The organism is Streptomyces sp. NPDC047108 (assembly GCF_040643575.1).
GTDB lineage: Bacteria > Actinomycetota > Actinomycetes > Streptomycetales > Streptomycetaceae > Streptomyces.
Window position 1 is genome coordinate 311139 of sequence record NZ_JBEYUP010000007.1, and the last position, 21687, is coordinate 332825.

Genomic DNA, 21687 nt, shown 5'->3' on the forward strand with positions numbered 1-21687 from the left:
CGGACTTCCGGGCTCGGCAGAGGAGGAGCACCTCTTCTGCCGAGCCCGCGCCCTCGTTCCGACGCTACGCGCGTAGCGTGCCGTAGCGCGCGATAGCGTCGCCTTTCCGCCCTCCCAAGAACACGGCTCCTTCCCCCGAGGAGAGTGCGCCATCAAAGCGTCCAGCAGCAGCACGCCGGCAGACAGTGCCCCTGCCGTAGAACTTCACGGGATCACCAAGCGGTTCCCCGGAGTTGTGGCCAACCACGACATCGACATCACCGTCAGACGAGGCACCGTGCATGCCCTCGTCGGCGAGAACGGCGCCGGCAAGTCCACCCTGATGAAGATCCTCTACGGCATGCAGAAGCCGGACGAGGGCACCATCACGGTCGACGGCGACAAGGTCACCTTCCACAGCCCGGCCGACGCCATCGCGCGCGGAATCGGCATGGTCCACCAGCACTTCATGCTGGCCGACAACCTCACGGTGCTCGAGAACGTCGTCCTCGGCGCCGAGAAGCTGTACGGCATCGGGGCCAAGGCACGCGCCAAGGTCATGGAGATCTCCGACGCCTACGGGCTGAACGCCCGGCCCGACGTGCTCGTGGAGGATCTCGGTGTCGCCGACCGCCAGCGCGTGGAGATCCTCAAGGTCCTCTACCGCGGCGCGCGCACGCTCATCCTCGACGAGCCCACCGCCGTCCTGGTCCCGCAGGAGGTCGACGCGCTCTTCGACAACCTGCGGGAGCTGAAGGAGGAGGGCCTCACGGTTCTCTTCATCTCCCACAAGCTGGGCGAAGTCCTGTCCGTGGCCGACGACATCACCGTCATCCGGCGCGGTACGACGGTGGCGTCCGTCCACCCCGCCGACGTGACGCCCAAGCAGCTCGCCGAGTTGATGGTCGGCACCGAGCTGCCGTCGCCGGAGACCCGGGAGTCCACGGTCACCGACGTCGCGATGCTGCAGGTCTCCGATCTCCACCTCTCGGCCACCGACAGCGACGGTGCGGTACGCGCCGTGCTCTCCGGCATCACCCTCACCATCCACAAGGGCGAGGTACTGGGCATCGCCGGCGTCGAGGGCAACGGGCAGGCCGAGCTGGTCGAGGCGGTCATGGGCATGCGCCGGCCCGACGGCGGCGTCATCACCCTCGACGGAGCCGACATCTCGCAGGCTCCGACGCGCAAGCGCCGCGAGGACGGCATCGGGTTCATCCCCGAGGACCGGCACCGCCACGGACTGCTGCTGGAAGCGCCGTTGTGGGAGAACCGCATCCTCGGCCACGTCACCGAGCGCCCCAACAGCAAGGGCTCCCTGCTCGACCTCAAGGGCGCCCGCACCGACACCGAGCGCATCGTCAGGGACTACGACGTGAGGACCCCCGGCATCGAGGTCACCGCGGCCTCGCTGTCCGGCGGCAACCAGCAGAAGCTGATCGTCGGCCGCGAGATGAGCCACCGGCCGAAGCTGCTGATCGCCGCGCACCCGACGCGCGGCGTGGACGTCGGCGCGCAGGCGCAGATCTGGGACCAGATCCGCGAGGCGCGTCACGAGGGCCTGGCGGTGCTCCTGATCTCCGCCGACCTGGACGAGCTCATCGGGCTCTCCGACAGTCTGCGGGTCATGTTCCGCGGCCGCCTCGTCGCGGACGCGGACCCCGCCACCATCACCCCGGAGGAGTTGGGTTCGGCCATGACCGGCGCCGCCCGCGGCCACCTCGAGCACCACGAGGACGAGGGAGGCGAGAAGTGAAGCTCAAGTTCGACAAGGACCGGCTGATCCTCGGGCTCGCCGCGCCCGTCCTCGCCATCGTCGCCGCGCTCGTCATCACCTCGCTGATCCTCGTCGCGGACGGCGACGACCCGATCCACGCCTTCCAGGTGATGGTCGACTACGGTTCGAAGAGCGACAGCCAGGTCTGGATCATCAACAAGGCGATCCCGTACTACCTGTCCGCGCTCGCCGTCGCCATCGGCTTCCGGATGAACCTCTTCAACATCGGCGTCGACGGCCAGTACCGCATCGCGGCCTTCTTCGCGGCGGTCGTCGGCGGCGCGCTGACCCTGCCGGGCTTCCTCCAGATCCCGTTGATCATCATCGTCGCGATGCTGGTCGGTGCCATCTGGTCCGGTATCGCGGGCGTGTTGAAGACCACCCGCGGTGTCAGCGAGGTCATCAGCACGATCATGCTGAACGCCATCGCGGCCTCGGTGATCGGCTACTTCCTGGCGGCCTCCCGGCTCGGCGAGCGGGAGGGCAACCTGATCCACACGCCCAACATCCCCGCGTCCAGCCACTTCTTCACCCTCCCGACCACCCCCGACCCGATCGACGGGTTCATCGTCGTCGCGGTGATCGTGGGCTTCCTCTACTGGTTCGGGCTCAACCGCACCCGCTTCGGCTTCGACCTCCGTGCCGTCGGCCGGTCCGAGTCGGCGGCCGAGGCGAGCGGCGTCAGCGTCAAGCGCATGGTCGTCACCAGCATGGTGCTCTCCGGCGCCGTCGCCGGCCTGGTCGGCATGCCGACCCTGCTCGGCGTCTCGTACAACTACGGCACCGACTTCCCCGTCGGCATCGGCTTCACGGGCATCGCGATCGCCCTGCTCGGCCGCAACCACCCGCTCGGCATGGCGCTCGGCGCGCTGCTCTGGGGCTTCCTGGAGCGCACCGGCAGCCAGCTCGAGTTCGAGGGTTACGCCCAGGAGATCGTCGGCGTGATCCAGGGCGTGATCGTCCTCTGCGTGGTCATCGCCTACGAAGTGGTGCGCCGCTACGGGCTCAAGAGCCAGCAGCGCAAGGTCGGCGCGCAGCTCGCCGCCCAGGCCCGTAAGAACAAGGACGCGGAGGTGTCCGCATGAGCGCGACCACGGCCAAGTCGCCCGCGCGCGAGCCCGGCGGCACGCGGCAGAGCGGCGGCAGGAAGAAGCTCAGCTACCCGGTGGTCCTGCTGATCATCGCGGGCGTCCTCCTCGCGCTCTCCGCGCTGCGCGCCCTGACCGGCGCCAACGACCTCACCTCCAGCGGCCAGTACAGCGGCGCGCTCGCCGCGGCCGTGCCGATCGGCCTGGCCGGTCTCGGCGGTCTGTGGTCGGAGCGGGCCGGCGTCATCAACATCGGCCTCGAGGGCATGATGATCCTCGGCACCTTCGGCGCGGGCTGGGCCGGCTGGCAGTACGGGCCCTGGTGGGCGGTCGTCGCGGGCATCGTCGGCGGTCTGCTCGGCGGCCTGATCCACGCGGTCGCGACCGTCACCTTCGGCGTCGACCACATCATCTCCGGTGTGGCCGTCAACATCCTGGCGCTCGGATTCGCGCAGTACCTGGCGAAGCTGCTGTTCGGCAAGGAGGGCAGCGAGGCCGCGCTGGCCGGCGGCAACGACAAGCAGTCCCCGCCGATGGACTCCCTCGGCACCTTCAACATCCCGGGTCTGTCGGGGTGGCTGGGCTCGATCGAGCGCCACGACTGGTTCTTCGTCTCCGACTCCGCGGGCATCCTCCGCGGTCTGGTGACGGACGTGTCCTGGCTGACGCTGCTCGCCGTGGGCCTGTTCTTCGCGACCTTCTACATCCTGTGGCGCTCCTCGTTCGGCCTGCGCCTGCGGTCCTGCGGTGAGAGCCCGGTCGCCGCCGAGTCCCTCGGCGTCAACGTCTACACGTACAAGTACGCGGCCGTGCTCGTCTCCGGCGGTCTCGCCGGGCTCGGCGGCGCGTTCCTCGCGATCGTCTCCTCGCACTTCTACCAGGACGGCCAGACCGGTGGCCGCGGCTACATCGGTCTCGCCACGATGATCTTCGGTAACTGGCGGCCGGGCGGAGTCGCCATGGGAGCCGGGCTGTTCGGCTTCACCGACAGCCTCCAGCTCCGCGGCGGCGGCGAGACCGTGCACGGTCTGCTGCTGCTCCTCGCCGCGCTGCTGGTCGCGCTCATGGTGTGGGGTCTGCGCTCCGGCCGGCTGCGGCAGGCGCTCACGGCGGGCGGCATCGCCGTCCTCCTGACGGCCTGGTACTTCTTCACCGACACGGTGCCGACCGAGGTCGTCGACGCCACCCCGTACGTCGCCACGCTGCTGGTCCTCTCCCTGGCCGCGCAACGCCTGCGGGTACCGAAAGCCATCGGCAGGCCATACCGGAAGGGCCAGGGCAAGTGAATCAGTCCTCCTACGACTGGGAAGCCCTGCGGACGCGGGCCCGGGACCTCATGTCCCGGGCCTACGCCCCGTACTCCGGCTTCACCGTCGGCGCCGCGGCCTACGTGGACGACGGCCGTATCGTCGGCGGCTGCAATGTGGAGAACGCCTCCTACGGGGTGGCGCTGTGCGCCGAGTGCGGCCTGATCTCCGAGCTGGTCGCGACCGGCGGCGGCAGGCTCACCGCGTTCACCTGCGTCGACCCCGACGGCGACCTGCTGATGCCGTGCGGCCGCTGCCGCCAGCTCCTGTGGGAACACGGCGGCCCGCAGCTCCTCATCGACTCCGACTCCGGACCCCGTCCGCTGAGCGAGCTGCTGCCCTACGCGTTCGGCGCCGCCGACCTCAAACGCCAACGAAAGAACGTCTGATGGAGACCTCGATGGACGTCATCTCGGTGATCCGCACCAAGCGCGACCGCGGCCGGCTGACCGACGCCCAGATCGACTGGGTCATCGACGCGTACACGCGCGGCGAGGTCGCCGACGAGCAGATGTCCGCGCTCGCGATGGCCATCCTGCTCAACGGCATGGACCGGGCCGAGATCGCCCGCTGGACCGCCGCGATGATCGCCAGCGGCGAGCGCATGGACTTCTCGTCCCTGCCGCGCCCGACCGCCGACAAGCACTCCACGGGCGGCGTCGGCGACAAGATCACCCTGCCGCTGGCCCCACTGGTCGCCGCCTGCGGAGCGGCCGTTCCGCAGCTCTCGGGCCGCGGCCTCGGCCACACCGGGGGCACGCTCGACAAGCTGGAGTCCATCCCCGGCTGGCGGGCCCGGCTCTCGAACGAGGAGATGCTCGACGTCCTCGGCTCGACCGGCGCGGTCGTCTGCGCGGCGGGCGACGGCCTCGCACCCGCCGACAAGAAGCTGTACGCGCTGCGCGATGTCACCGGCACGGTCGAGGCGATCCCGCTCATCGCCTCCTCGATCATGTCCAAGAAGATCGCGGAGGGCACGGGTTCGCTCGTGCTGGACGTGAAGGTCGGCTCCGGCGCCTTCATGAAGACCGCCGAGGACGCCCGCGAACTGGCCTCCACGATGGTCGGTCTCGGTACCGACCACGGCGTGAGGACCGTAGCCCTGCTCACCGACATGTCGACCCCGCTCGGCCTCACCGCGGGCAATGCGCTGGAGGTCCGCGAGTCCGTGGAGGTCCTGGCGGGCGGCGGCCCGGTCGACGTCGTCGAGCTCACCCTCGCGCTCGCCCGCGAGATGCTCGACGCCGCGGGGCTGCCCGACGCCGACCCGGCGAAGGCGCTGGCGGACGGCTCGGCGATGGACGTCTGGCGGCGCATGATCGCGGCCCAGGGCGGCGACCCGGACGCGACGCTGCCGGTCGCCCGCGAGCAGCACGTGGTCACCGCGTCCGAGTCCGGCCGCCTGGCCGACCTCGACGCGTACGCGGTGGGCCTGGCGGCCTGGCGCCTCGGCGCGGGCCGCGCCCGCAAGGAGGACCCGGTGCAGGCGGGCGCGGGCGTGGAGATCCACGCCAAGCCGGGCGACTCGGTGACGGAGGGCCAGCCGCTGCTGACGCTCCACACCGACACCCCGGAGAAGTTCGCCTACGCGCTGGAGGCCCTGGACGGCGGCGTCCTCGTGGCCCCGGCGGACGCGGCGTTCCAGCCGACCCCGGTGGTGCTGGACCGCATCGCCTGACCTGCGGTTTCCCCGTTCGGCATGCTGCCCGCCTCCCGCGGAGGTTGGCGTGGTGCCTACGCCTGAGGTGCGGCCCCGTCCGGTCCGGAGCCCGCGGCAGCGGTGTCCGCGTCAGTCCCCGTGTCCGCGTCCGCGTCCGTGTCTGTGCCTGCGGAAGCGGTTGAGGGCGCCGTCGCCGACAGGAAATCCGTCAGGTCCCGCACGCTGAGGCCGCAGTACGCCGCACGGTGGGCTGCCATGAGCAGCAGGTGGGCCACGATCTGCTGGTTCCAGTCGACATCGATCCACTCGCCGGGCTCCTCGACGCCTGCGTCGTCGAGGAGCACGCCGCTCTCCCCGGCGACGTCGGCCACGACACTCGCGATCGCGTGGAACTGCGTCGTCGCCTCCCGCTACCCCGTGATGCGGGGGTAGTGATCCCAGGTCCGGTCCGAATACGCGAACCCGCGGGGCGGAGCGTTCCTCAGCCGCGCGAAGTAATCAGGGCTCTTCTCGGGCCAGTTGGTGTACAGCAGGGTCACGTCGTAGCTGGGCATGGTGCCGAGACTCTCAGGCCGGTCCGACAATCCGGACCGGCTTGCGGCGAGCGCGCGGCGCGAAGGAGCCGCAGGGCGTGAACGTGGCGTACGGCGCGGGGCGGTACGCCACGCTCGCGCGGGTTACGACCGCGCCGGGGCCGGGGTCGCGCAGCCGCTCGACGGGTGCGCGGCGCGGGCGCGGCGGTCCGCCAGGGCCCTGCGCGTCGCGTAGATCGTGATGCCCGCCGCCGTGAGGACGGCCACCACGCCGAGGAGGACCGTGCCCGGCCAGCCCGCCGTACGGAAGGCGAGCGCGCCGAGCGCACCGCCCGCGCTGCTGCCCAGGTAGTACGCCGACTGGTACAACGCCGACGCCTGCGCGCGCCCCGTCGTCGCCGCCCGGCTCACGGACGAGGACGCCACCGCGTGGCCCGCGAAGAAGCCCGCCGTGATGAGGACCAGTCCGGCGAGGACCGCGGCGAGCGCCCCGGACAGGCTCAGCAGCAGACCGGCAGCCGTCGTGCTGACGGCCAGGTACAGCGCGCCACGGCGGCCCAGACGGGCCACGAGACGCCCGGCCGCGGCCGACGAGACCGTGCCGACGAGGTAGATCAGGAAGATCGAACCGACCACGCCCTGCGGGAGGTTGAACGGTTCTCCCACCAGCCGGTAGCCGATCACGGTGTAGACCGCGCCGAACACGGTCATGAACAGCGCGCCGATCGCGTACAGACGGCACAGCAGCGGGTCGGAGAGGTGGCCGCGGACCGTGCGGGCCAGTGCCTTCGGGCTGACCGTGGACGGTGTGAAGTGCCGTGCCTTCGGGAGCAGCAGCCGGAAGGCCACCGCGCAGATCACCGCCAGCAGACCCACCGCGCCGAGCGCCGCCCGCCAGTCCCAGGCCTGCGCCACCCAGCCGGTGACGATCCGGCCGGACATGCCGCCGATGCTGTTGCCCGCCACGAACAGGCCGATCGCGCCGACGAGGGCCTTCGCGCGCACTTCCTCCGCCATGTAGGCCATCGCGGACGCGGGGATCCCGGCGAGCGCGACGCCCTGGACGGTGCGGAGCGCGACCAGCGTGCCGAGGTCGGGCGCGAACGGCACGATCAGCGACACCAGTGCGGCCACGGTGAGCGACGCGGTCATCATCGCCTGCCGCCCGAAACGCTCGGACACCGCGCTGAGCGGCAGCACGGCCAGCGCCAGGCCGGCCGTCGGGGCGGAGACGGTCCAGCTCGCCGCGTCCGGCGTCACGCCGAATCCGGCGGAGATGGCGGGCAGCAGGGCCTGGGTGGAGTAGAGGAGCGCGAAGGTGGCGACTCCCGCCGCGAACAGGGCGGCGGTCATCCGGCGGTAGCCGGGACCGCCGGGGCGCAGCTTGGTGGCCTCGGGGTTCGGTGCTTCGTGAGGGGTCAGGGCCGGTGAGGCGCCCACGCGGGTGGTGGACGCCCTGGTATCTGCAGGAGGCATGTATTCAACGTAGGGATCCCCGCCTCATGCGTCCAATGCATGAAGTCGTCATAATCGTTCCCATGGTGCATGACCGCAGCTCACAACCGCGTCTGTCACGGAACAGCAACGAAGAAGACATCGCCGCAACACCTGGTGCCGGGACGGCCGAACTCGACCCGGACTCCTGGTCCGCCCTGCTCGCGCCCCGGCTCGCGCAGTTCGCGGGGGTCGCACGGCACGAGCATGTGACCCGCGCCGCACAGCGCATGGCCGTGCCCCAGTCGACGCTCAGCCGGGCCATGGTCCGGCTCGAACAGGACCTGGGCGTCGACCTGTTCGCCCGCCACGGCCGTACGCTCTCGCTCACTCCCGCGGGCCGTACGTTCCTCGGCTCGGTCGAACGCGCGCTGGCGGAGGTGGAGCGCGCCGCCGAATCCGTACGCGAGGACGCAGACCCGGACGCGGGCAAGGTCGCCTTCGGCTTCCTGCACACCCTGGGCTTCGAGACCGTACCGGGCCTGCTGCGGACCTTCCGTGCCCAGCACCCCCGCGTCCGCTTCCAGCTCGTCCAGAACTACGGCGAGGCCATGCTCGCCCGCATGCGCGCGGGCGGCCTCGACCTCTGCCTGACGTCACCGGTCCCGGACGACCCCGACCTGGTGGCCCGGCGCCTGGACGAGCAGAAGCTGCGCCTGGTCGTCCCCGACGACCACCGCCTCGCCACGCGCCGCCGGGTCCGCCTGGCCGAGGCGGCGGACGAGGCGTTCGTCACCCTCGAACCGGGCTACGGCATGCGGCGGATCACCGACGCGCTGTGCGCGGAAGCCGGGTTCACGCCGCGGATCGCGTTCGAGGGCGAGGAGGCGGAGACGCTGCGCGGCCTGGTGGCGGCGGGGCTCGGGGTGGCGCTCCTGCCGCCACCGGCCGTACCGCGGCCGGGCGTCGCCGAGCTGACCGTCACCGCGCCGCGCGCGGTGCGGGAGATCGGTCTCGCCTGGGTCGCCGGGCGCCCGGACACACCGCCGGTGGCGGCCTTCAAGCGCTTCCTGCTCTCCCGGCGCGGCCAACTGATCCCCCGCTGAAAGGGGGAGAGGCGGGGGGCGCGGGGCTGCGAACGGGGCAGCTCGGAGGCGCCCCTCCCGCGCCGCCCCTACCTCAGTACCGCAGTGACGAACCGAAGCCCGCCGCCAGCGGCATCCGAAGTCCCAGGGGAGGGGGAGCCGCCAGGGCGTCGGCGACCGGGCGGCTGAAGGCGCGGGCGAAGAGCGAGCCGAGGACGAAGTCCGCGGCGAGGGAGCGGACTTCGGTGCGGTGCTGGTGCAACCCGTGGCCGTCGGTGTGGACTTCGAAGCGGCAGATGTCGCGGTTGACCTTCTTCGCGCGCTCCGCGTACCGGTACGACAGCTCGGGATCGGTCCGCTCGTCGTTCGTCCCGTGGACGAGCAGGACGCGGCGCCCGAGGAGCTGTTTCACCGGATCGGGTTTCTCCGACGACTCCTTGCCGGGCAGCCAAGGAGCAAGGGCCAGAATGGAGTTGACGGCCTGGTGGTCGGCCGCGTGCAGGGCTGCGCGCGCGCCCATGTCCGTACCGGCCAGGCAGACGGGCACGTCGCCGTAGAGCCGTACGGCCTCGTCCGCCGCCCAGCGGGCGTCGTCGACCGGGTGGGAGGCCGGGCCGTTCCAGCCGCGGTAGCGGTAGCGCACGACATGGGTCACCAGGCCGTGGTCGCGGCCCTCCCGGGCGAGCCGCCGGGCCAGTGGCCGTGCGGAGGCAGCGGTGACCGGCGACGGTCTGCGCATGCTCTCCGGTTCGCCCCCGGGCAGCAGGAGCAGCACTCCGTGCACCGTTTCTCCCGCACCTGTCGCCCCCACCGCCCGCCCCAGCCGGGCATCCCGCACCGGCACCGTTTGCTGAGCCATGTCACAGAAGATGTCAGAGACACGCCGAAGCGAAACCCCGCACCGGGTCAAGGTTGGGTATCCCGTGGGTATCCGTCCTTGCGCTCTACGCGCGTAGGCGACGAAGCGATAGAGTGCGGAGATGACGAGCGAGACCACCACCACACCGACCCCGGACCAGATCCGCCGGGCCCCCAAGGTGCTGCTGCACGACCATCTCGACGGCGGTCTGCGCCCCGGCACCATCGTCGAGCTGGCCCGTGAGACGGGATACGACGGACTGCCGGAGACCGAGCCCGACAAGCTCGGCGTCTGGTTCAGGGAATCCGCCGACTCCGGCTCCCTGGAGCGCTATCTCGAGACCTTCCGGCACACGTGCGCGGTCATGCAGACCCGTGACGCCCTGGTCAGGGTCGCCGCCGAGTGCGCGGAGGACCTGGCCGCCGACGGCGTCGTCTACGCCGAGGTCCGGTACGCGCCCGAGCAGCACCTGGAGGGCGGGCTGACCCTCGAAGAGGTCGTCGAGGCCGTCAACGAGGGCTTCCGCGAGGGCGAGCGCAGGGCCAGGGAGAACGGCCACCGCATCCGCGTCGGCGCGCTGCTCACCGCGATGCGCCACGCGGCCCGCGCCCTGGAGATCGCCGAACTGGCCAACCGCTACCGCGATCTCGGCGTCGTCGGCTTCGACATCGCCGGCGCCGAGGCGGGCTTCCCGCCCACCCGTCACCTCGACGCGTTCGAGTATCTGAAGCGGGAGAACAACCACTTCACCATCCACGCGGGCGAGGCCTTCGGACTGCCGTCCATCTGGCAGGCGCTGCAGTGGTGCGGCGCCGACCGGCTGGGCCACGGCGTGCGGATCATCGACGACATCGAGGTCGCCGATGACGGGACGGTCACACTCGGCCGCCTCGCCTCGTACGTGCGCGACAAGCGCATCCCGCTGGAGCTGTGCCCGACCTCGAACCTCCAGACGGGCGCGGCCTCCTCGTACGAGGAGCACCCCATCGGGCTGCTGCGCCGCCTCCACTTCCGGGCCACGGTCAACACCGACAACCGGCTGATGAGCAACACGAGCATGAGCATCGAGTACGAGCACCTGGTGAAGACCTTCCGGTACACGCTCGACGACATGCAGTGGTTCACCGTCAATGCGATGAAATCAGCCTTCATTCCTTTCGATGAACGTCTCGCCATGATCAATGACGTGATCAAGCCGGGATACGCCGAGTTGAAGGCCGAGTGGCTGTTCCGGCAGACCCCGGTCGGACCGGCTGTGACCAGCGACTCCGGCTCCACCGAGGGCTGATCGGCGCCGCGGGGCGGACATCGGGGAAGCGGTCGGGGCGAGGGTTGCCCGGCCGCTTCCGCTGTTTGCGGCGCGCGTCGCCTTGTGACTACGTTTCGAAGCACTGCGGTCACGGCCCGTGCAATGCCGTTTCTCCGTCATGCCCGTGTTCCGGCGGCCGCAACAGCAACTTCCCCATCACGAGGACGTAATTCGATGAAGCAGGGAACCGCCAAGACCCTCGGTGTCGCCGTGCTCGGCGCCGCCTTCGCCGCTGCCGCCGCCGGCTCGGCCTCCGCCGCCACCCCGGCGGGCGACGCGCTGAAGAGCCTGCCGGTGGGAGAGGTCACCAAGACCCTGCCCGCCGGTGCCCCCCACACGCTGCCCGCCGCCGCGCCCCAGACCCTTCCGGTCGGGCAGGACACCCTCGGCCGGGCCACCTCGGCGCTGCCGGTCGCGAAGGGCCTGACCGGGACCCCCGCCGCCCCCGTCGCGGGCAACAAGGCCGTCAAGTCCGCGAAGGACACCAAGGTCGGTCTGCTCGGCGGCCTGCCGCTCGGCGCCACCCCGCTCACCGGCCTGGGCAACGGCCAGCTCGGGATCGGCTGACCTCGGCCCCACCCCGCCGTGGACACGGCCGCGCCCTCTCCCGTCGCTCGTACGGGAAAGGGCGCGGCCGTTCGTCATGTGCCGGTGCGGATGGGGCGGTTGAGGCGACCCGCGCCGTCCCGCGGCGCACCGCCTCCCCCGCCCCGTGCTCGTGTCGCCGGGGCCGGAGTGGCCGAGAGGCGGTGGAGGGGCGGATCACCAGGCCGTACGGGCCTTGTCCTCGGAGGGCAGCAGCACCCAGAGCAGCAGGTAGAGCAGGAACTGCGGCCCCGGCAGCAGGCACGAGACCAGGAAGATCATCCGTACCGTGCTGACGGACATGTCGTAGCGCCTGGCCAGCGCCGCGCACACTCCGCCGATCATCCGTCCGTCGCTGGGGCGAACCAGGGCGGCCATGAGGACTCCTTCGCGCATCGTCGTTTCGAGGTGACACCTCAACGGTAGGTTCGCGAAGGGGACAAAGCGTCGGTCTAGGGGGCGATCCCGACCCTGGGGATCGTCGGGGCCGGACCCTGAGCCCCTTCCTCCCTGGGGAGGGGAGCCGCCCTACGGGGCCCGGGGCCGCGGCGGATCAGCACGAGCCCGCGCAACGGCCGTACGCACAGCAGATACGCCGCCGCCACCCCCGCCGTGTTCAGCAGCAGCACATCCACGTCGAGGGTGCGCCCGGGCACATCGGTCTGCAGCAGCTCTATGGCCAGCGACACCATGAACCCCGTGAACACCGTGTGCGTCAGCGAACCGAGTCCGCGCACCGCCAGCCGTCCCGTCGCCAGCGGAAGCAGCACCCCGAGCGGGGCCAGCAGCAGGAGCGCCGGGCCGAGGGACGCCGCGGTCTCCCAGGGGCCCTGCGCCAGGGCCGCCCGTATCGTCGCCAGCGGGTGCAGATTCGCCGCGGGAACCCACGGAACGCTGCGGGGGCGGAGAGTGAGCCAGCCGACGACCGAGAGATGTGCGACGAGGAGAAGCAGCCCCGCCGCGCGGTAGCGGAAGGTGAGGCGGTCGCCGGAGCCAAGACGGTGCACGTACTTCAGGACGCGTCGTGGAGCCGGGCCGGTTCCGTGGTCACTCCACCGGAGTGCCCGTGGTCTGCGCCACGTCCGGCCGGGTCCGCATGCTCTCGGTGCAGCGGTAGCGCTTCGGCTCGTCGTCCGTGGGGCCGCCGAGCACCACCGAACCGTCCTCGGCGGCCACGGGGGTTCCCCCGTAGGTGCACACGATCTGTGCGAGAGCGTACGGCGGGAGTTCGTCGGGGAGCCGGCTCAGCCGTACGGTCTCCTTCGGGTCGCCCTCGTGGGGCGCGGAGACGGCCAGGTCGTCGCCGACCTCGGTGGCGAACCCGGCCTCCTGTTCGGCCGGGGTCGGCTGGTCCTGCAGCTCCTCCAGCAGCGCGCCGGCCAGGGCGGAGCGGTCCGTGGAGAACCGGTCCCCGGGCATCCGCACCGTACGGTCGACTGCCAGGAGCTGGGTGCTGCACACGAGATAGACGTGGACCGGCACCGAACCGGCGAAGTCCGATCCGGGGCCGTCGCCCGACACCTGGCAGGACGCGCGCGAGGGCGCCGCGCCCGCGTCCACGGGGACGGACGTGCCGCGGATGCCGCAGCCCGCCGCGCCCAGCAGGCCGAGGACGAGCGCCCCGGCCGCGGCCTGGCGCAGCCATCGCCTCATCGTCCGCCTCCCTCGCCGTTCCCGCCGCGGTCGTTCTCCGTCTCCGGCGCCAGCCGCGAGGCGTCCATCGGCAGGCGCAGGGTGAACACCGCGCCGCCCTCGGGAGAGTTGGCCGCGGTGATCTCGCCGCCGTGGATGTGCGCGTTCTCCAGCGCGATGGACAGGCCGAGCCCGCTGCCCTCGGACCGCGGCCGGGACGCACTGGCCTTGTAGAAGCGGTCGAAGACGTGCGGCAGCACGTCCTGCGGGATGCCCGGCCCGTGGTCCCTGACCTCGATGACCAGCTCGGCGGCCTCGGTGTCCTCGGCGGCCGTACGGACCGAGACCCGCACCGGGGAGCCGCCGTGCTTCAGCGCGTTCCCGATGAGGTTCGCCAGGATCACGTCGAGCCGGCGTGGGTCGAGGCGGGCCATGATGCCGCGCTTGGCGTCCAGCTCGACGGCGTCGAGCCAGGCGCGGGCGTCGATGCAGGCCGTCACCTGGTCGGCCACGTCCACGTCGTCCAGCACCAGGCGCGCGGTGCCCGCATCGAAGCGGGTGACCTCCATCAGGTTCTCCACCAGGTCACCGAGGCGGCGGGTCTCGGTGACGACGAGGCGTACGGCCGGTTCGATCATCGGGTCGAGGTTGTCGGCCTCGTCCTCGAGCACCTCGGTGACCGCGGTGATGGCCGTCAGCGGGGTCCGCAGCTCGTGCGACATGTCGGCGACGAAGCGGCGGCTCGACGCCTCGCGGGTCCTCAGTTCCTCGACGCGGTGCTCCAGCGACTCGGCCGTCCTGTTGAACGTCCGTGAGAGATCCGCCAGTTCGTCGGTCCCCGACACCCGCAGCCGGGTGTCGAGCTTGCCCTCCCCGAGGCGCTTCGCGGCCTCCCCGAGACGCTGCACCGGCCGCAGCACCGTCGAGGCGGCGGCCTGGGCGAGCAGCGCGGAGCCGATCAGGGCGAGCCCGGTGGCGATCCCCAGCGACCAGGCCAGGGAGTTGAGGTCGTCGCGCTCGGAGGCCAGCGACTTGAACATGTAGCCGGTCGGCCCGTCGCCCATCACCTTCGCGCCGCCGACCAGGAACGGGTCTCCGTCTATCGTCACCCGCTGCCAGTAGAGGTGGTACGGCGCCCCGTCGCCCTCGTCCGGCGGGCGCTGCTTGCCCACCGCCTTGCGCAGCGCCGAGGGCACCACGTTGAGCGCGAACACCTCGGAGTCGGAGGGGGCGGCGCAGTCGCTGCCGTCCTTCTCCTTGTCGATCAGCACGACCTCGTAGTGCTGGGTGGTGCTCGCCATCCGGTTCGCGGCGTGCTGGAGCTGGTCGCAGGGCGGGCGCAGCGGCAGCGAACCGGCGTTGTCCTCCAGCGACTTGCGGAAGTCGTTGAGGGCGGCGTTCTGCGTCCGGGTCAGCACGGCGTCCCGGTTCAGCCAGTACGCGATGCCGGACGCGGAGACGGCGGCGGTGAGGGCGACCAGGGCGAAGACGACGACCAGCCGCAGGCGCAGGCTGGTCAGGCGCAGCGCGGTGGCCGCCCACCCGCGGACCCGGCCCGGCGGCGACGCATCCTTCACGGCGTCGTCTCCTCCTGGGCGGCGCGGGGGCGGGCGGTCCGGGCGGTCACTGGGGCGTGTCCAGCCGGTAGCCCACGCCGCGCACCGTACGGATCAGGGTGGGTGAGGACGGAACGTCCTCGACCTTGGCGCGCAACCGCTGCACACAGGCGTCCACGAGCCGGGAGTCGCCGAGGTAGTCGTGCTCCCACACCAGCCGCAGGAGCTGCTGGCGGGAGAGCGCCTGCCCGGGCCGCCGGCTCAGTTCCAGGAGCAGCCGCAGCTCGGTCGGCGTGAGCTGGAGGTCCTCGCCGTTCTTGGTGACGGTCATCGCCGAGCGGTCGATGGTCAGATTGCCGAACGACGCCGAGTCGTTGGACTCGCGCTCGCCGCGGCGCAGCACGGCGCGGATGCGCGCGTCCAGCACCCGCGGCTGGACGGGTTTCAGCACGTAGTCGTCCGCGCCCGACTCCAGGCCCACCACGACGTCGATGTCGTCGCTGCGCGCGGTGAGCAGAATGATCGGCAGCTGGTCGGTGCGCCGGATACGGCGGCACACCTCGAAACCGTCGATGCCCGGAAGCATCACGTCCAGCACGATCAGGTCGGGCCGCTGCTCACGCAGCAGTTTCAGGCCGTCCTCGCCCGAGGCCGCGGCCACCACGCGGTGGCCCTGACGGCTCAGGGAGAGTTCAAGGGCCGTGCGAATGGCGTCGTCGTCCTCGATCAGCAACAGGAAAGGCACGGTGGTCATTCTGGCCCAAGGAGTGCCAGGAGTTCGACCGAAGGTACGGCTCCTTCCCTCTCCACCCCGGTCACCAGGGCTCTCGGGGGGCGTCCTCCTCGCATCCGTCACCCCTGTAACACGGCTGTGACAGTCGGCGGACAGCGCGATGAAACTGGCCCGGCAGTCTTTTGGGCACCGGGAGGGCGACCACCCGGGACCGGAATTCACCAGCAGACTCCACCGACGGGGGGCGCGAGATGAACACACTGCACGCCGGCACCACCAGCGCAGTCGTCACGCGCCTTCACGACGGTGCCCGGAGCTCTGTGCGCCCGCGGACCGAGTCCGCGGCGGAGAAGTCCGGTGCCGTGAGCGGGCGGGGGTGCGCTCGCGGCACCGGGCGTCAGAGGCCGGCGTACTCCAGCGGTCACCGCTGGGGACGTCCGCAGGCCATCGACGCCACCACGATCCGTGACGGGGGGGTCCGTGACGGGGGACACGACGGGGGAGAGCCGGACGGGGAGGAGCGAGCGCGACGGGAGAGCCTGTCGGAGGCGGAGTTCACCGCCTACGTGCAGGAGCGCCGCGCCTCCCTGTACGCGACGGCGTACCACTTGACCGGTGACCGCTACGAGGCCGAGGACCTGCTGCAGAACGCGCTCTTCTCGACCTACCGGGCATGGGACCGGATCAGCGACAAGGCAGCGGTCGGTGGCTACCTCCGCCGCACCATGACGAACCTCCACATCAGCGCCTGGCGCCGGCGGAAGCTCAACGAGTACCCGACGGAGGAACTCCCCGAGACGGCCGGCGACCACGACGCGATGCGCGGCACCGAACTGCGCGCCGTGCTCTGGCAGGCGCTGGCCCGGCTGCCCGAACTGCAGCGCACCATGCTCGTCCTGCGCTACTACGAGGGCCGTACGGACCCGGAGATCGCGGACATTCTGGACATCAGCGTCGGCACGGTGAAGAGCAGCATCTGGCGCTCGCTCCGTCGCCTGCGCGAGGACGAGGCGCTCAGCTTCGGCCGGAGCGAGCAGGAATCCTTCGGCGAACTGGTCGCCTGACGAACCCGGGGAGGGGAGCCGGGGGGGAATACGGGGGAACACGGGGGTACGGGGGCCCGCCAGAGGTCGGGGGACCGGCGGGGAGAGGGAAGCGGGACCGAGTGGCCGGGGGGTCCACTCGGTCCCGCACTTCTGTGTGCACCCGGTCCGGGCGGCAGTACGCGGTACGGGTGGGCGTCGCGACGCCGTGCTCCTCAGCGCAGGGTTGCGGGCCGCGTGCGTTCCATCGCCGCGAAGACACGTCCGGCCGCCGCCGCCCCGAGCCGCTCCAGCGCCTCCTTCTTGCCGCACGGGTGCGCCCCGAGAGCCGCGTGGCGCGCCACGATCGCCGGTTCCTCGCGCATCAGCCGCCACCCGCGCCGCAGCAGCACCGGCACCGGCTTGCGGGCCTCCCGCAGATCGCGCAGCAGCCGCCGCCGGAAGGTGGTCGAGGGGCGCAGGCGCAGGCACAGGGCGTCCGCCAGCAGGCCGAGTTCACGGCACCGGCCCACGATGTCCGCTGCGAAGATGCCTTCCGCGACGAACAGCGGCGCGCCGTCGATCCGCAGCAGCGTCTCGCCGCCGCGCGAACTGGTGGAGATGTCGTACACCGGGACGCTGGTACGGCCGGTCCGGCACAGCTCCTCGATGGCCCCGACAGCGGCGTCCGCGTCCCAGGACGCGGGTGCGTCCCAGTCGGTGCCCGAACCGTCGGGGAGGAGGGGGAGCGTCGGGTCCCCGGCCTCCTTGTAGAAGTCGTCGAGGTTGAGCACCGGCAGCCCGGTCCCGATGGCCAGGGACGACTTGCCGGAACCCGAAGGACCCGTGAGCAGCACGACGCGCGCGGAGCGATGGTGGGAGGTCACGGGACCCCATTGTCGCGCATACGTGCGCTGTTGCGACCCGCTGGGGCACGACATTCGCGCACCGGGCCCCCGGTCAACTACGGTGTGTTGTCGCTCGATCACGCAACGAAAGAAAGTGGCAGGTGGCCCATGGCCTCTCACGCACGCTCCAAGTCCCCTGTGGCAGCCCGGGTCCAGGGAGTTCCGGGTGCTCTGCTGCGCGCCGGTCTCGTCGTGGCCGCCGCCGGTGCGGCGCTCGCGGCGGGCAGCGGTGCGGCCGGTGCCTGCCCTCTCCACGACGGGCACGGGCAGTGCGGGAAGGGCCCGCAGGCGAGCCCGGCCGCGACCGGGGGCGGCCTCGCCAACTCCCTTGCCGATCCCGGCACATCGCTGCGCGAGGGCACGAAGCACGGCCTCGGCGGTGTCTCGGGGCCGCTGAAGAGCATGCAGCTCAACCCGCTCGCGAACACGGGCGTGGACCCGCTCGACAACGGAGTCGGCACCCAGGTCGCCGATTTCAAGCCGGTCGGCACCCAGTCCGTCACGGACAACGTCACGCGCGGTCAGTCGATGGACGACCTGCCGCTGCTCGGCCCGGTCGCGGGGAAGCTGCCCGGCGGCTGGGCGCAGTAGGCATCACGGGCCCCCGGCCCGCGTCCCGGCACGCAGTACGCGAGCGAGCCCCGTCGCCTCCTTGAGGCGGCGGGGCTCGCTCGGTGACGCGTACGGCGCGTGGGCGGGCGCCGTGGGCCGGGCGGTCAGACGCCGATGGGGTGCCAGACCGTCTTGGTCTCCAGGAGCGCCAGCATGCGGCCGGTGCCCGGGTCGGCCGTCCAGTCCGTACGGGACGGGCGCAGCACCCGCTTCAGGTTGTCCGCCGCCGCCGTCTCCAGCTCCTTCGCCTGAGCGGCGTCCGCGCCCGTCAGGTCGATCGCGTTGACGTCCTGGTGCGCGGCCAGCGGTGCGGCGATCTCCGCGGTACGGCCCGACAGCAGGTTGACGACACCGCCCGGCAGATCGGAGGTCGCCAGCACCTCGGCCAGGGAGAGGGCGGGCAGCGGCGACTTCTCCGACGCGGCCACGACGACCGTGTTGCCGGTGACGATCGCCGGGGCGATCACCGACACCAGGCCGAGGAACGACGGCTTCTGCGGGGCCAGTACGGCCACGACACCGGTCGGCTCCGGAGTGGAGAGGTTGAAGAAGGGGCCGGCGACCGGGTTCGCCGAACCGGCGACCTGCGCCACCTTGTCCGACCAGCCCGCGTACCAGACCCACCGGTCGATCGCCGCCTCCACCTGGGCCGTCGCCTTCGCCTTGCTCAGGCCCTCGCCGTCCGCGACCTCCGCGACGAACTGGTCGCGGCGGCCCTCCAGCATCTCGGCCGTGCGGTACAGGATCTGGCCGCGGTTGTACGCGGTGGCGCCCGACCAGCCGCCGAACGCCTTGCGCGCCGCGACGACCGCGTCCCGCGCGTCCTTGCGGGAGGCGAGCGGGGCGTTGGCCAGCCACCGGCCCTTGGAGTCGGTCACCTCGTACACCCGCCCGCTCTCGGACCGGGGGAACTTGCCCCCGACGAACAGCTTGTAGGTCTTGAAGACGCTGAGTCGGTCAGCTGCACTCATTTTTCGCTCGCCTTCGGCTTCGACGGGGTGAGGTAGGCCTCCAGACCGTGACGGCCGCCCTCGCGCCCGAAGCCCGACTCCTTGTAGCCGCCGAACGGCGAGGCGGGGTCGAACTTGTTGAACGTGTTGGCCCAGACGACACCGGCCCGGAGCTGGTCCGCCATCCACAGGATGCGCGAGCCCTTCTCGGTCCAGATGCCCGCCGACAGCCCGTACGGGGTGTTGTTGGCCTTCTCCACGGCCTCGGCCGGGGTGCGGAAGGTCAGCACCGACAGCACCGGGCCGAAGATCTCCTCGCGCGCGATGCGGTGCGCCTGGGTGACCCCGGTGAACAGGGTCGGCGCGAACCAGTAGCCGGAGCTGGGCAGTTCGCATGCGGGAGCCCAGCGCTCGGCGCCCTCCGCCTCGCCCGCGTCGGCGAGCGCACGGATCCGGGCGAGCTGCTCGGCGGAGTTGATCGCGCCGATGTCGGTGTTCTTGTCGAGAGGATCGCCCACGCGCAGCGTCCTCATCCGGCGCTTGAGCGCGTCCAGCAGCTCCTCGGCGACCGACTCCTGGACCAGGAGGCGGGAGCCGGCGCAGCAGACGTGGCCCTGGTTGAAGAAGATCCCGCCGACGATGCCCTCGACGGCCTGGTCGACGGCGGCGTCGTCGAAGACGATGTTCGCGGCCTTGCCGCCCAGTTCGAGGGTGACCTTCTTGTCGGTGCCCGCGACCGTACGGGCGATGGCCTTGCCGACCTCCGTGGAGCCGGTGAAGGCGACCTTGTCGATGCCGGGGTGGCCCACCAGCTCGGCGCCGGTCGAGCCGTCGCCGGTGATGATGTTGACGACGCCCTTGGGCAGTCCGGCCTGCCGGCAGATGTCCGCGAAGAACAGCGCGGACAGCGGGGTGGTCTCGGCCGGCTTGAGGACGACCGTGTTGCCCGCGGCGAGCGCCGGGGCGATCTTCCACGCCAGCATCAGCAGCGGGAAGTTCCACGGGATGACCTGGCCGGCGACGCCCAGCGGCCTGGGGTCGGGGCCGAACCCGGCGTGCGCGAGCTTGTCCGCCCAGCCCGCGTAGTAGAAGAAGTGCGCGGCGACCAGCGGGAGATCGGCGTCACGGGACTCGCGGATCGGCTTGCCGTTGTCCAGCGACTCCAGGACGGCCAGCTCGCGCGAGCGCTCCTGGACGATGCGGGCGATACGGAAGAGGTACTTGGCGCGCTCGCTGCCGGGGAGCGCCGACCAGGACGTGAACGCCTTGCGCGCGGCCTTGACCGCCGTGTCGACGTCCTCGGCACTGGCCTGGGCGACCTCGGAGAGGACCTCCTCGGAGGACGGCGAGACGGTCTTGAAGACCTTGCCGTCCGCGGCCTCGCGGAACTCGCCGTCGATGAACAGCCCGTAGGACGGGGCGATGTCGACGACCGCGCGGGACTCGGGTGCGGGTGCGTAGTCGAATGCTGCGCTCATGGGGGATCAGTCCACCGTCACGTAGTCGGGACCGGAGTAACGCCCGGTGCTCAGCTTCTGGCGCTGCATCAGCAGGTCGTTGAGAAGGCTGGAGGCGCCGAAGCGGAACCAGTCCGCCGTCAGCCAGGGCTCGCCCAGCGTCTCGTTGACCATCACCAGGTACTTGATCGCGTCCTTGGACGTCCTGATGCCGCCCGCGGGCTTCACCCCGACCTGGACCCCGACGGCGTTCCGGAAGTCGCGGACCGCCTCCAGCATGAGGAGGGTGACGGGCGGGGTGGCGTTGACGGCGACCTTGCCGGTGGAGGTCTTGATGAAGTCGGCGCCGGCGAGCATGGCGAGCCAGGAGGCGCGGCGGACGTTGTCGTACGTCTGGAGCTCCCCGGTCTCGAAGATCACCTTGAGGTGGGCGGCCGTGCCTCCATCACGGCGGCAGGCCTCCTTGACCTGCCGGATCTCGTCGAAGACCTCGAGGTAGCGGCCGGTGAGGAAGGCGCCGCGGTCGATCACCATGTCGATCTCGTCGGCGCCGGCGGCGACGGCGTCACGGGTGTCGGCGAGCTTGACGGGCAGGGCGGCGCGGCCGGAGGGGAACGCCGTCGCGACCGAGGCGACATGGATGCCGGAACCGGCGAGGGCCTCCTTGGCGGTGGCCACCATGTCGGGGTAGACGCAGATCGCGGCGACCTTCGGGACGGTGCGGTCCGTGGGGTCGGGGTTGATGCCCTTGGCGCAGAGCGCCCGGACCTTGCCCGGGGTGTCCGCGCCTTCGAGCGTCGTCAGGTCGATCATCGAGATCGCCAGGTCGATGGCGTACGCCTTCGCCGTGGTCTTGATCGAGCGGGTGCCGAGTGTCGCGGCGCGGCTCTGCAGACCGACCGCGTCGACGCCCGGGAGGCCGTGCAGGAAGCGGCGCAGGGCGGCCTCGGAGGCGGTCACGTCCGCCATGGAGGCCAGCCGCTCGGCGGCTTCCGTGCCGTATGCGGGAACAGTGGTGGGCATGGTCACCAGGTGAGCATATCTACGCGCGTAGCAACTTGTCACTACCGAGCCACCTCACAGAGGAGGGCGGGGCGGGCTCCGCACGGCGCTGCGGGCCGGGCTCCGCCGGGGCGCGGGCCGGGCTTCACGCCGGGCGGCGGGGCGGTCCGGCTGTTCCATCGGGCCACCCCGTTGGGGG

General features: G+C 71.6%; 23 protein-coding genes. 10 read left to right on the forward strand and 13 right to left on the reverse strand.

Annotation, left to right across the window (positions count from 1 at the left end; translation table 11 throughout):
• The first annotated feature begins 151 nt into the window (after nt 1-151).
• The 5 genes from ABZ822_RS17705 to ABZ822_RS17725 are packed head-to-tail and all read left to right on the forward strand — an operon-like array spanning nt 152 to nt 5829.
• Nucleotides 152-1735: an ABC transporter ATP-binding protein gene (locus tag ABZ822_RS17705; protein WP_360854229.1), complete on the forward strand. Its 1584-nt coding sequence runs from the start codon at nt 152-154 to the stop codon at nt 1733-1735.
• Complete coding sequence (locus ABZ822_RS17710; protein ID WP_360854082.1) at nt 1732-2841, forward strand: ABC transporter permease; 1110 nt, start codon at nt 1732-1734, stop codon at nt 2839-2841. The genes ABZ822_RS17705 and ABZ822_RS17710 overlap by 4 nt, the downstream gene beginning before the upstream one ends.
• Nucleotides 2838-4130 carry an ABC transporter permease gene (locus tag ABZ822_RS17715; protein ID WP_360854085.1) on the forward strand — a complete coding sequence of 431 codons (1293 nt, stop codon included), beginning with the start codon at nt 2838-2840 and terminating at the stop codon, nt 4128-4130. The genes ABZ822_RS17710 and ABZ822_RS17715 overlap by 4 nt, the downstream gene beginning before the upstream one ends.
• Nucleotides 4127-4540 (forward strand): cytidine deaminase, encoded by a 414-nt coding sequence (locus ABZ822_RS17720; protein ID WP_360854088.1) that lies wholly within the window; start codon nt 4127-4129, stop codon nt 4538-4540. Before ABZ822_RS17715 ends, ABZ822_RS17720 begins: the two co-directional genes overlap by 4 nt.
• A gap of 11 nt (nt 4541-4551) precedes the next feature.
• Entirely contained in the window at nt 4552-5829 is a 1278-nt protein-coding gene (locus ABZ822_RS17725) for a thymidine phosphorylase (protein WP_360854232.1), read from the forward strand.
• A gap of 56 nt (nt 5830-5885) precedes the next feature.
• Here the strand turns inward: ABZ822_RS17725 and ABZ822_RS17730 are convergent, their stop codons facing one another.
• From ABZ822_RS17730 to ABZ822_RS17740, 3 genes are all read right to left on the reverse strand, one after another.
• Nucleotides 5886-6182, reverse strand: a complete 297-nt coding sequence (locus ABZ822_RS17730; RefSeq protein ID WP_360854091.1) for a hypothetical protein — start codon at nt 6180-6182, stop codon at nt 5886-5888.
• A 39-nt stretch (nt 6183-6221) separates the two neighbouring features.
• Nucleotides 6222-6365, reverse strand: coding sequence for a hypothetical protein (locus ABZ822_RS17735; protein WP_360854094.1), 144 nt, complete (start codon nt 6363-6365; stop codon nt 6222-6224).
• Between the two features lie 123 nt (nt 6366-6488).
• Nucleotides 6489-7820, reverse strand: a complete 1332-nt coding sequence (locus ABZ822_RS17740) for an MFS transporter (RefSeq protein WP_360854097.1) — start codon at nt 7818-7820, stop codon at nt 6489-6491.
• A gap of 62 nt (nt 7821-7882) precedes the next feature.
• Here ABZ822_RS17740 and ABZ822_RS17745 point away from each other — a divergent pair, with 62 nt between their 5' ends.
• Nucleotides 7883-8884 carry a LysR family transcriptional regulator gene (locus tag ABZ822_RS17745; RefSeq protein WP_360854100.1) on the forward strand — a complete coding sequence of 334 codons (1002 nt, stop codon included), beginning with the start codon at nt 7883-7885 and terminating at the stop codon, nt 8882-8884.
• Nucleotides 8885-8957: 73 nt separating this feature from the next.
• On the opposite strand, the gene ABZ822_RS17750 is transcribed toward ABZ822_RS17745, so the two are convergent.
• Entirely contained in the window at nt 8958-9722 is a 765-nt protein-coding gene (locus ABZ822_RS17750; RefSeq protein WP_360854103.1) for an alpha/beta hydrolase, read from the reverse strand.
• A gap of 121 nt (nt 9723-9843) precedes the next feature.
• Between ABZ822_RS17750 and ABZ822_RS17755 the strand changes: the two genes are divergently transcribed.
• Entirely contained in the window at nt 9844-11010 is a 1167-nt protein-coding gene (locus tag ABZ822_RS17755; RefSeq protein WP_360854106.1) for an adenosine deaminase, read from the forward strand.
• Between the two features lie 195 nt (nt 11011-11205).
• The gene (locus ABZ822_RS17760; protein WP_360854108.1) at nt 11206-11598 is read left to right on the forward strand and encodes an ATP-binding protein; all 393 of its coding nucleotides are present in this window, start codon (nt 11206-11208) and stop codon (nt 11596-11598) included.
• Between the two features lie 195 nt (nt 11599-11793).
• Here ABZ822_RS17760 and ABZ822_RS17765 read toward each other — a convergent pair whose 3' ends face one another.
• The 5 genes from ABZ822_RS17765 to afsQ1 all read right to left on the reverse strand — a co-directional run bounded on the left by ABZ822_RS17765 (nt 11794) and on the right by afsQ1 (nt 15549).
• On the reverse strand, nt 11794-11994 hold the full coding sequence (locus ABZ822_RS17765; protein ID WP_360854111.1) for a PspC domain-containing protein: 201 nt from the start codon (nt 11992-11994) through the stop codon (nt 11794-11796).
• 74 nt (nt 11995-12068) lie between these two features.
• Nucleotides 12069-12623 (reverse strand): VanZ family protein, encoded by a 555-nt coding sequence (locus ABZ822_RS17770; RefSeq protein WP_360854114.1) that lies wholly within the window; start codon nt 12621-12623, stop codon nt 12069-12071.
• A gap of 40 nt (nt 12624-12663) precedes the next feature.
• Nucleotides 12664-13269 (reverse strand): hypothetical protein, encoded by a 606-nt coding sequence (locus ABZ822_RS17775; RefSeq protein WP_360854117.1) that lies wholly within the window; start codon nt 13267-13269, stop codon nt 12664-12666.
• Nucleotides 13266-14825 (reverse strand): HAMP domain-containing sensor histidine kinase, encoded by a 1560-nt coding sequence (locus ABZ822_RS17780; protein WP_360854120.1) that lies wholly within the window; start codon nt 14823-14825, stop codon nt 13266-13268. Before ABZ822_RS17780 ends, ABZ822_RS17775 begins: the two co-directional genes overlap by 4 nt.
• A gap of 46 nt (nt 14826-14871) precedes the next feature.
• Nucleotides 14872-15549 (reverse strand): two-component system response regulator AfsQ1, encoded by a 678-nt coding sequence (afsQ1, locus tag ABZ822_RS17785; RefSeq protein WP_360854123.1) that lies wholly within the window; start codon nt 15547-15549, stop codon nt 14872-14874.
• A gap of 239 nt (nt 15550-15788) precedes the next feature.
• Here afsQ1 and ABZ822_RS17790 point away from each other — a divergent pair, with 239 nt between their 5' ends.
• On the forward strand, nt 15789-16601 hold the full coding sequence (locus ABZ822_RS17790; protein ID WP_360854126.1) for a SigE family RNA polymerase sigma factor: 813 nt from the start codon (nt 15789-15791) through the stop codon (nt 16599-16601).
• A 194-nt stretch (nt 16602-16795) separates the two neighbouring features.
• Here ABZ822_RS17790 and ABZ822_RS17795 read toward each other — a convergent pair whose 3' ends face one another.
• Nucleotides 16796-17446, reverse strand: a complete 651-nt coding sequence (locus tag ABZ822_RS17795; protein ID WP_360854129.1) for an ATP-binding protein — start codon at nt 17444-17446, stop codon at nt 16796-16798.
• A gap of 129 nt (nt 17447-17575) precedes the next feature.
• On the opposite strand from ABZ822_RS17795, the gene ABZ822_RS17800 reads away from it, so the two are divergent.
• Entirely contained in the window at nt 17576-18058 is a 483-nt protein-coding gene (locus ABZ822_RS17800) for a hypothetical protein (RefSeq protein WP_360854132.1), read from the forward strand.
• Between the two features lie 125 nt (nt 18059-18183).
• Here the strand turns inward: ABZ822_RS17800 and ABZ822_RS17805 are convergent, their stop codons facing one another.
• Genes ABZ822_RS17805 through deoC form a run of 3 tightly spaced genes read right to left on the reverse strand, consistent with a single transcriptional unit; the run spans nt 18184 to nt 21509 of the window.
• Nucleotides 18184-19050, reverse strand: a complete 867-nt coding sequence (locus ABZ822_RS17805) for an aldehyde dehydrogenase family protein (protein ID WP_360854135.1) — start codon at nt 19048-19050, stop codon at nt 18184-18186.
• Complete coding sequence (locus ABZ822_RS17810) at nt 19047-20507, reverse strand: aldehyde dehydrogenase family protein (RefSeq protein WP_360854138.1); 1461 nt, start codon at nt 20505-20507, stop codon at nt 19047-19049. The genes ABZ822_RS17805 and ABZ822_RS17810 overlap by 4 nt, the downstream gene beginning before the upstream one ends.
• A gap of 6 nt (nt 20508-20513) precedes the next feature.
• Nucleotides 20514-21509 (reverse strand): deoxyribose-phosphate aldolase, encoded by a 996-nt coding sequence (deoC, locus tag ABZ822_RS17815; RefSeq protein ID WP_360854235.1) that lies wholly within the window; start codon nt 21507-21509, stop codon nt 20514-20516.
• Nucleotides 21510-21687 lie beyond the last annotated feature (178 nt).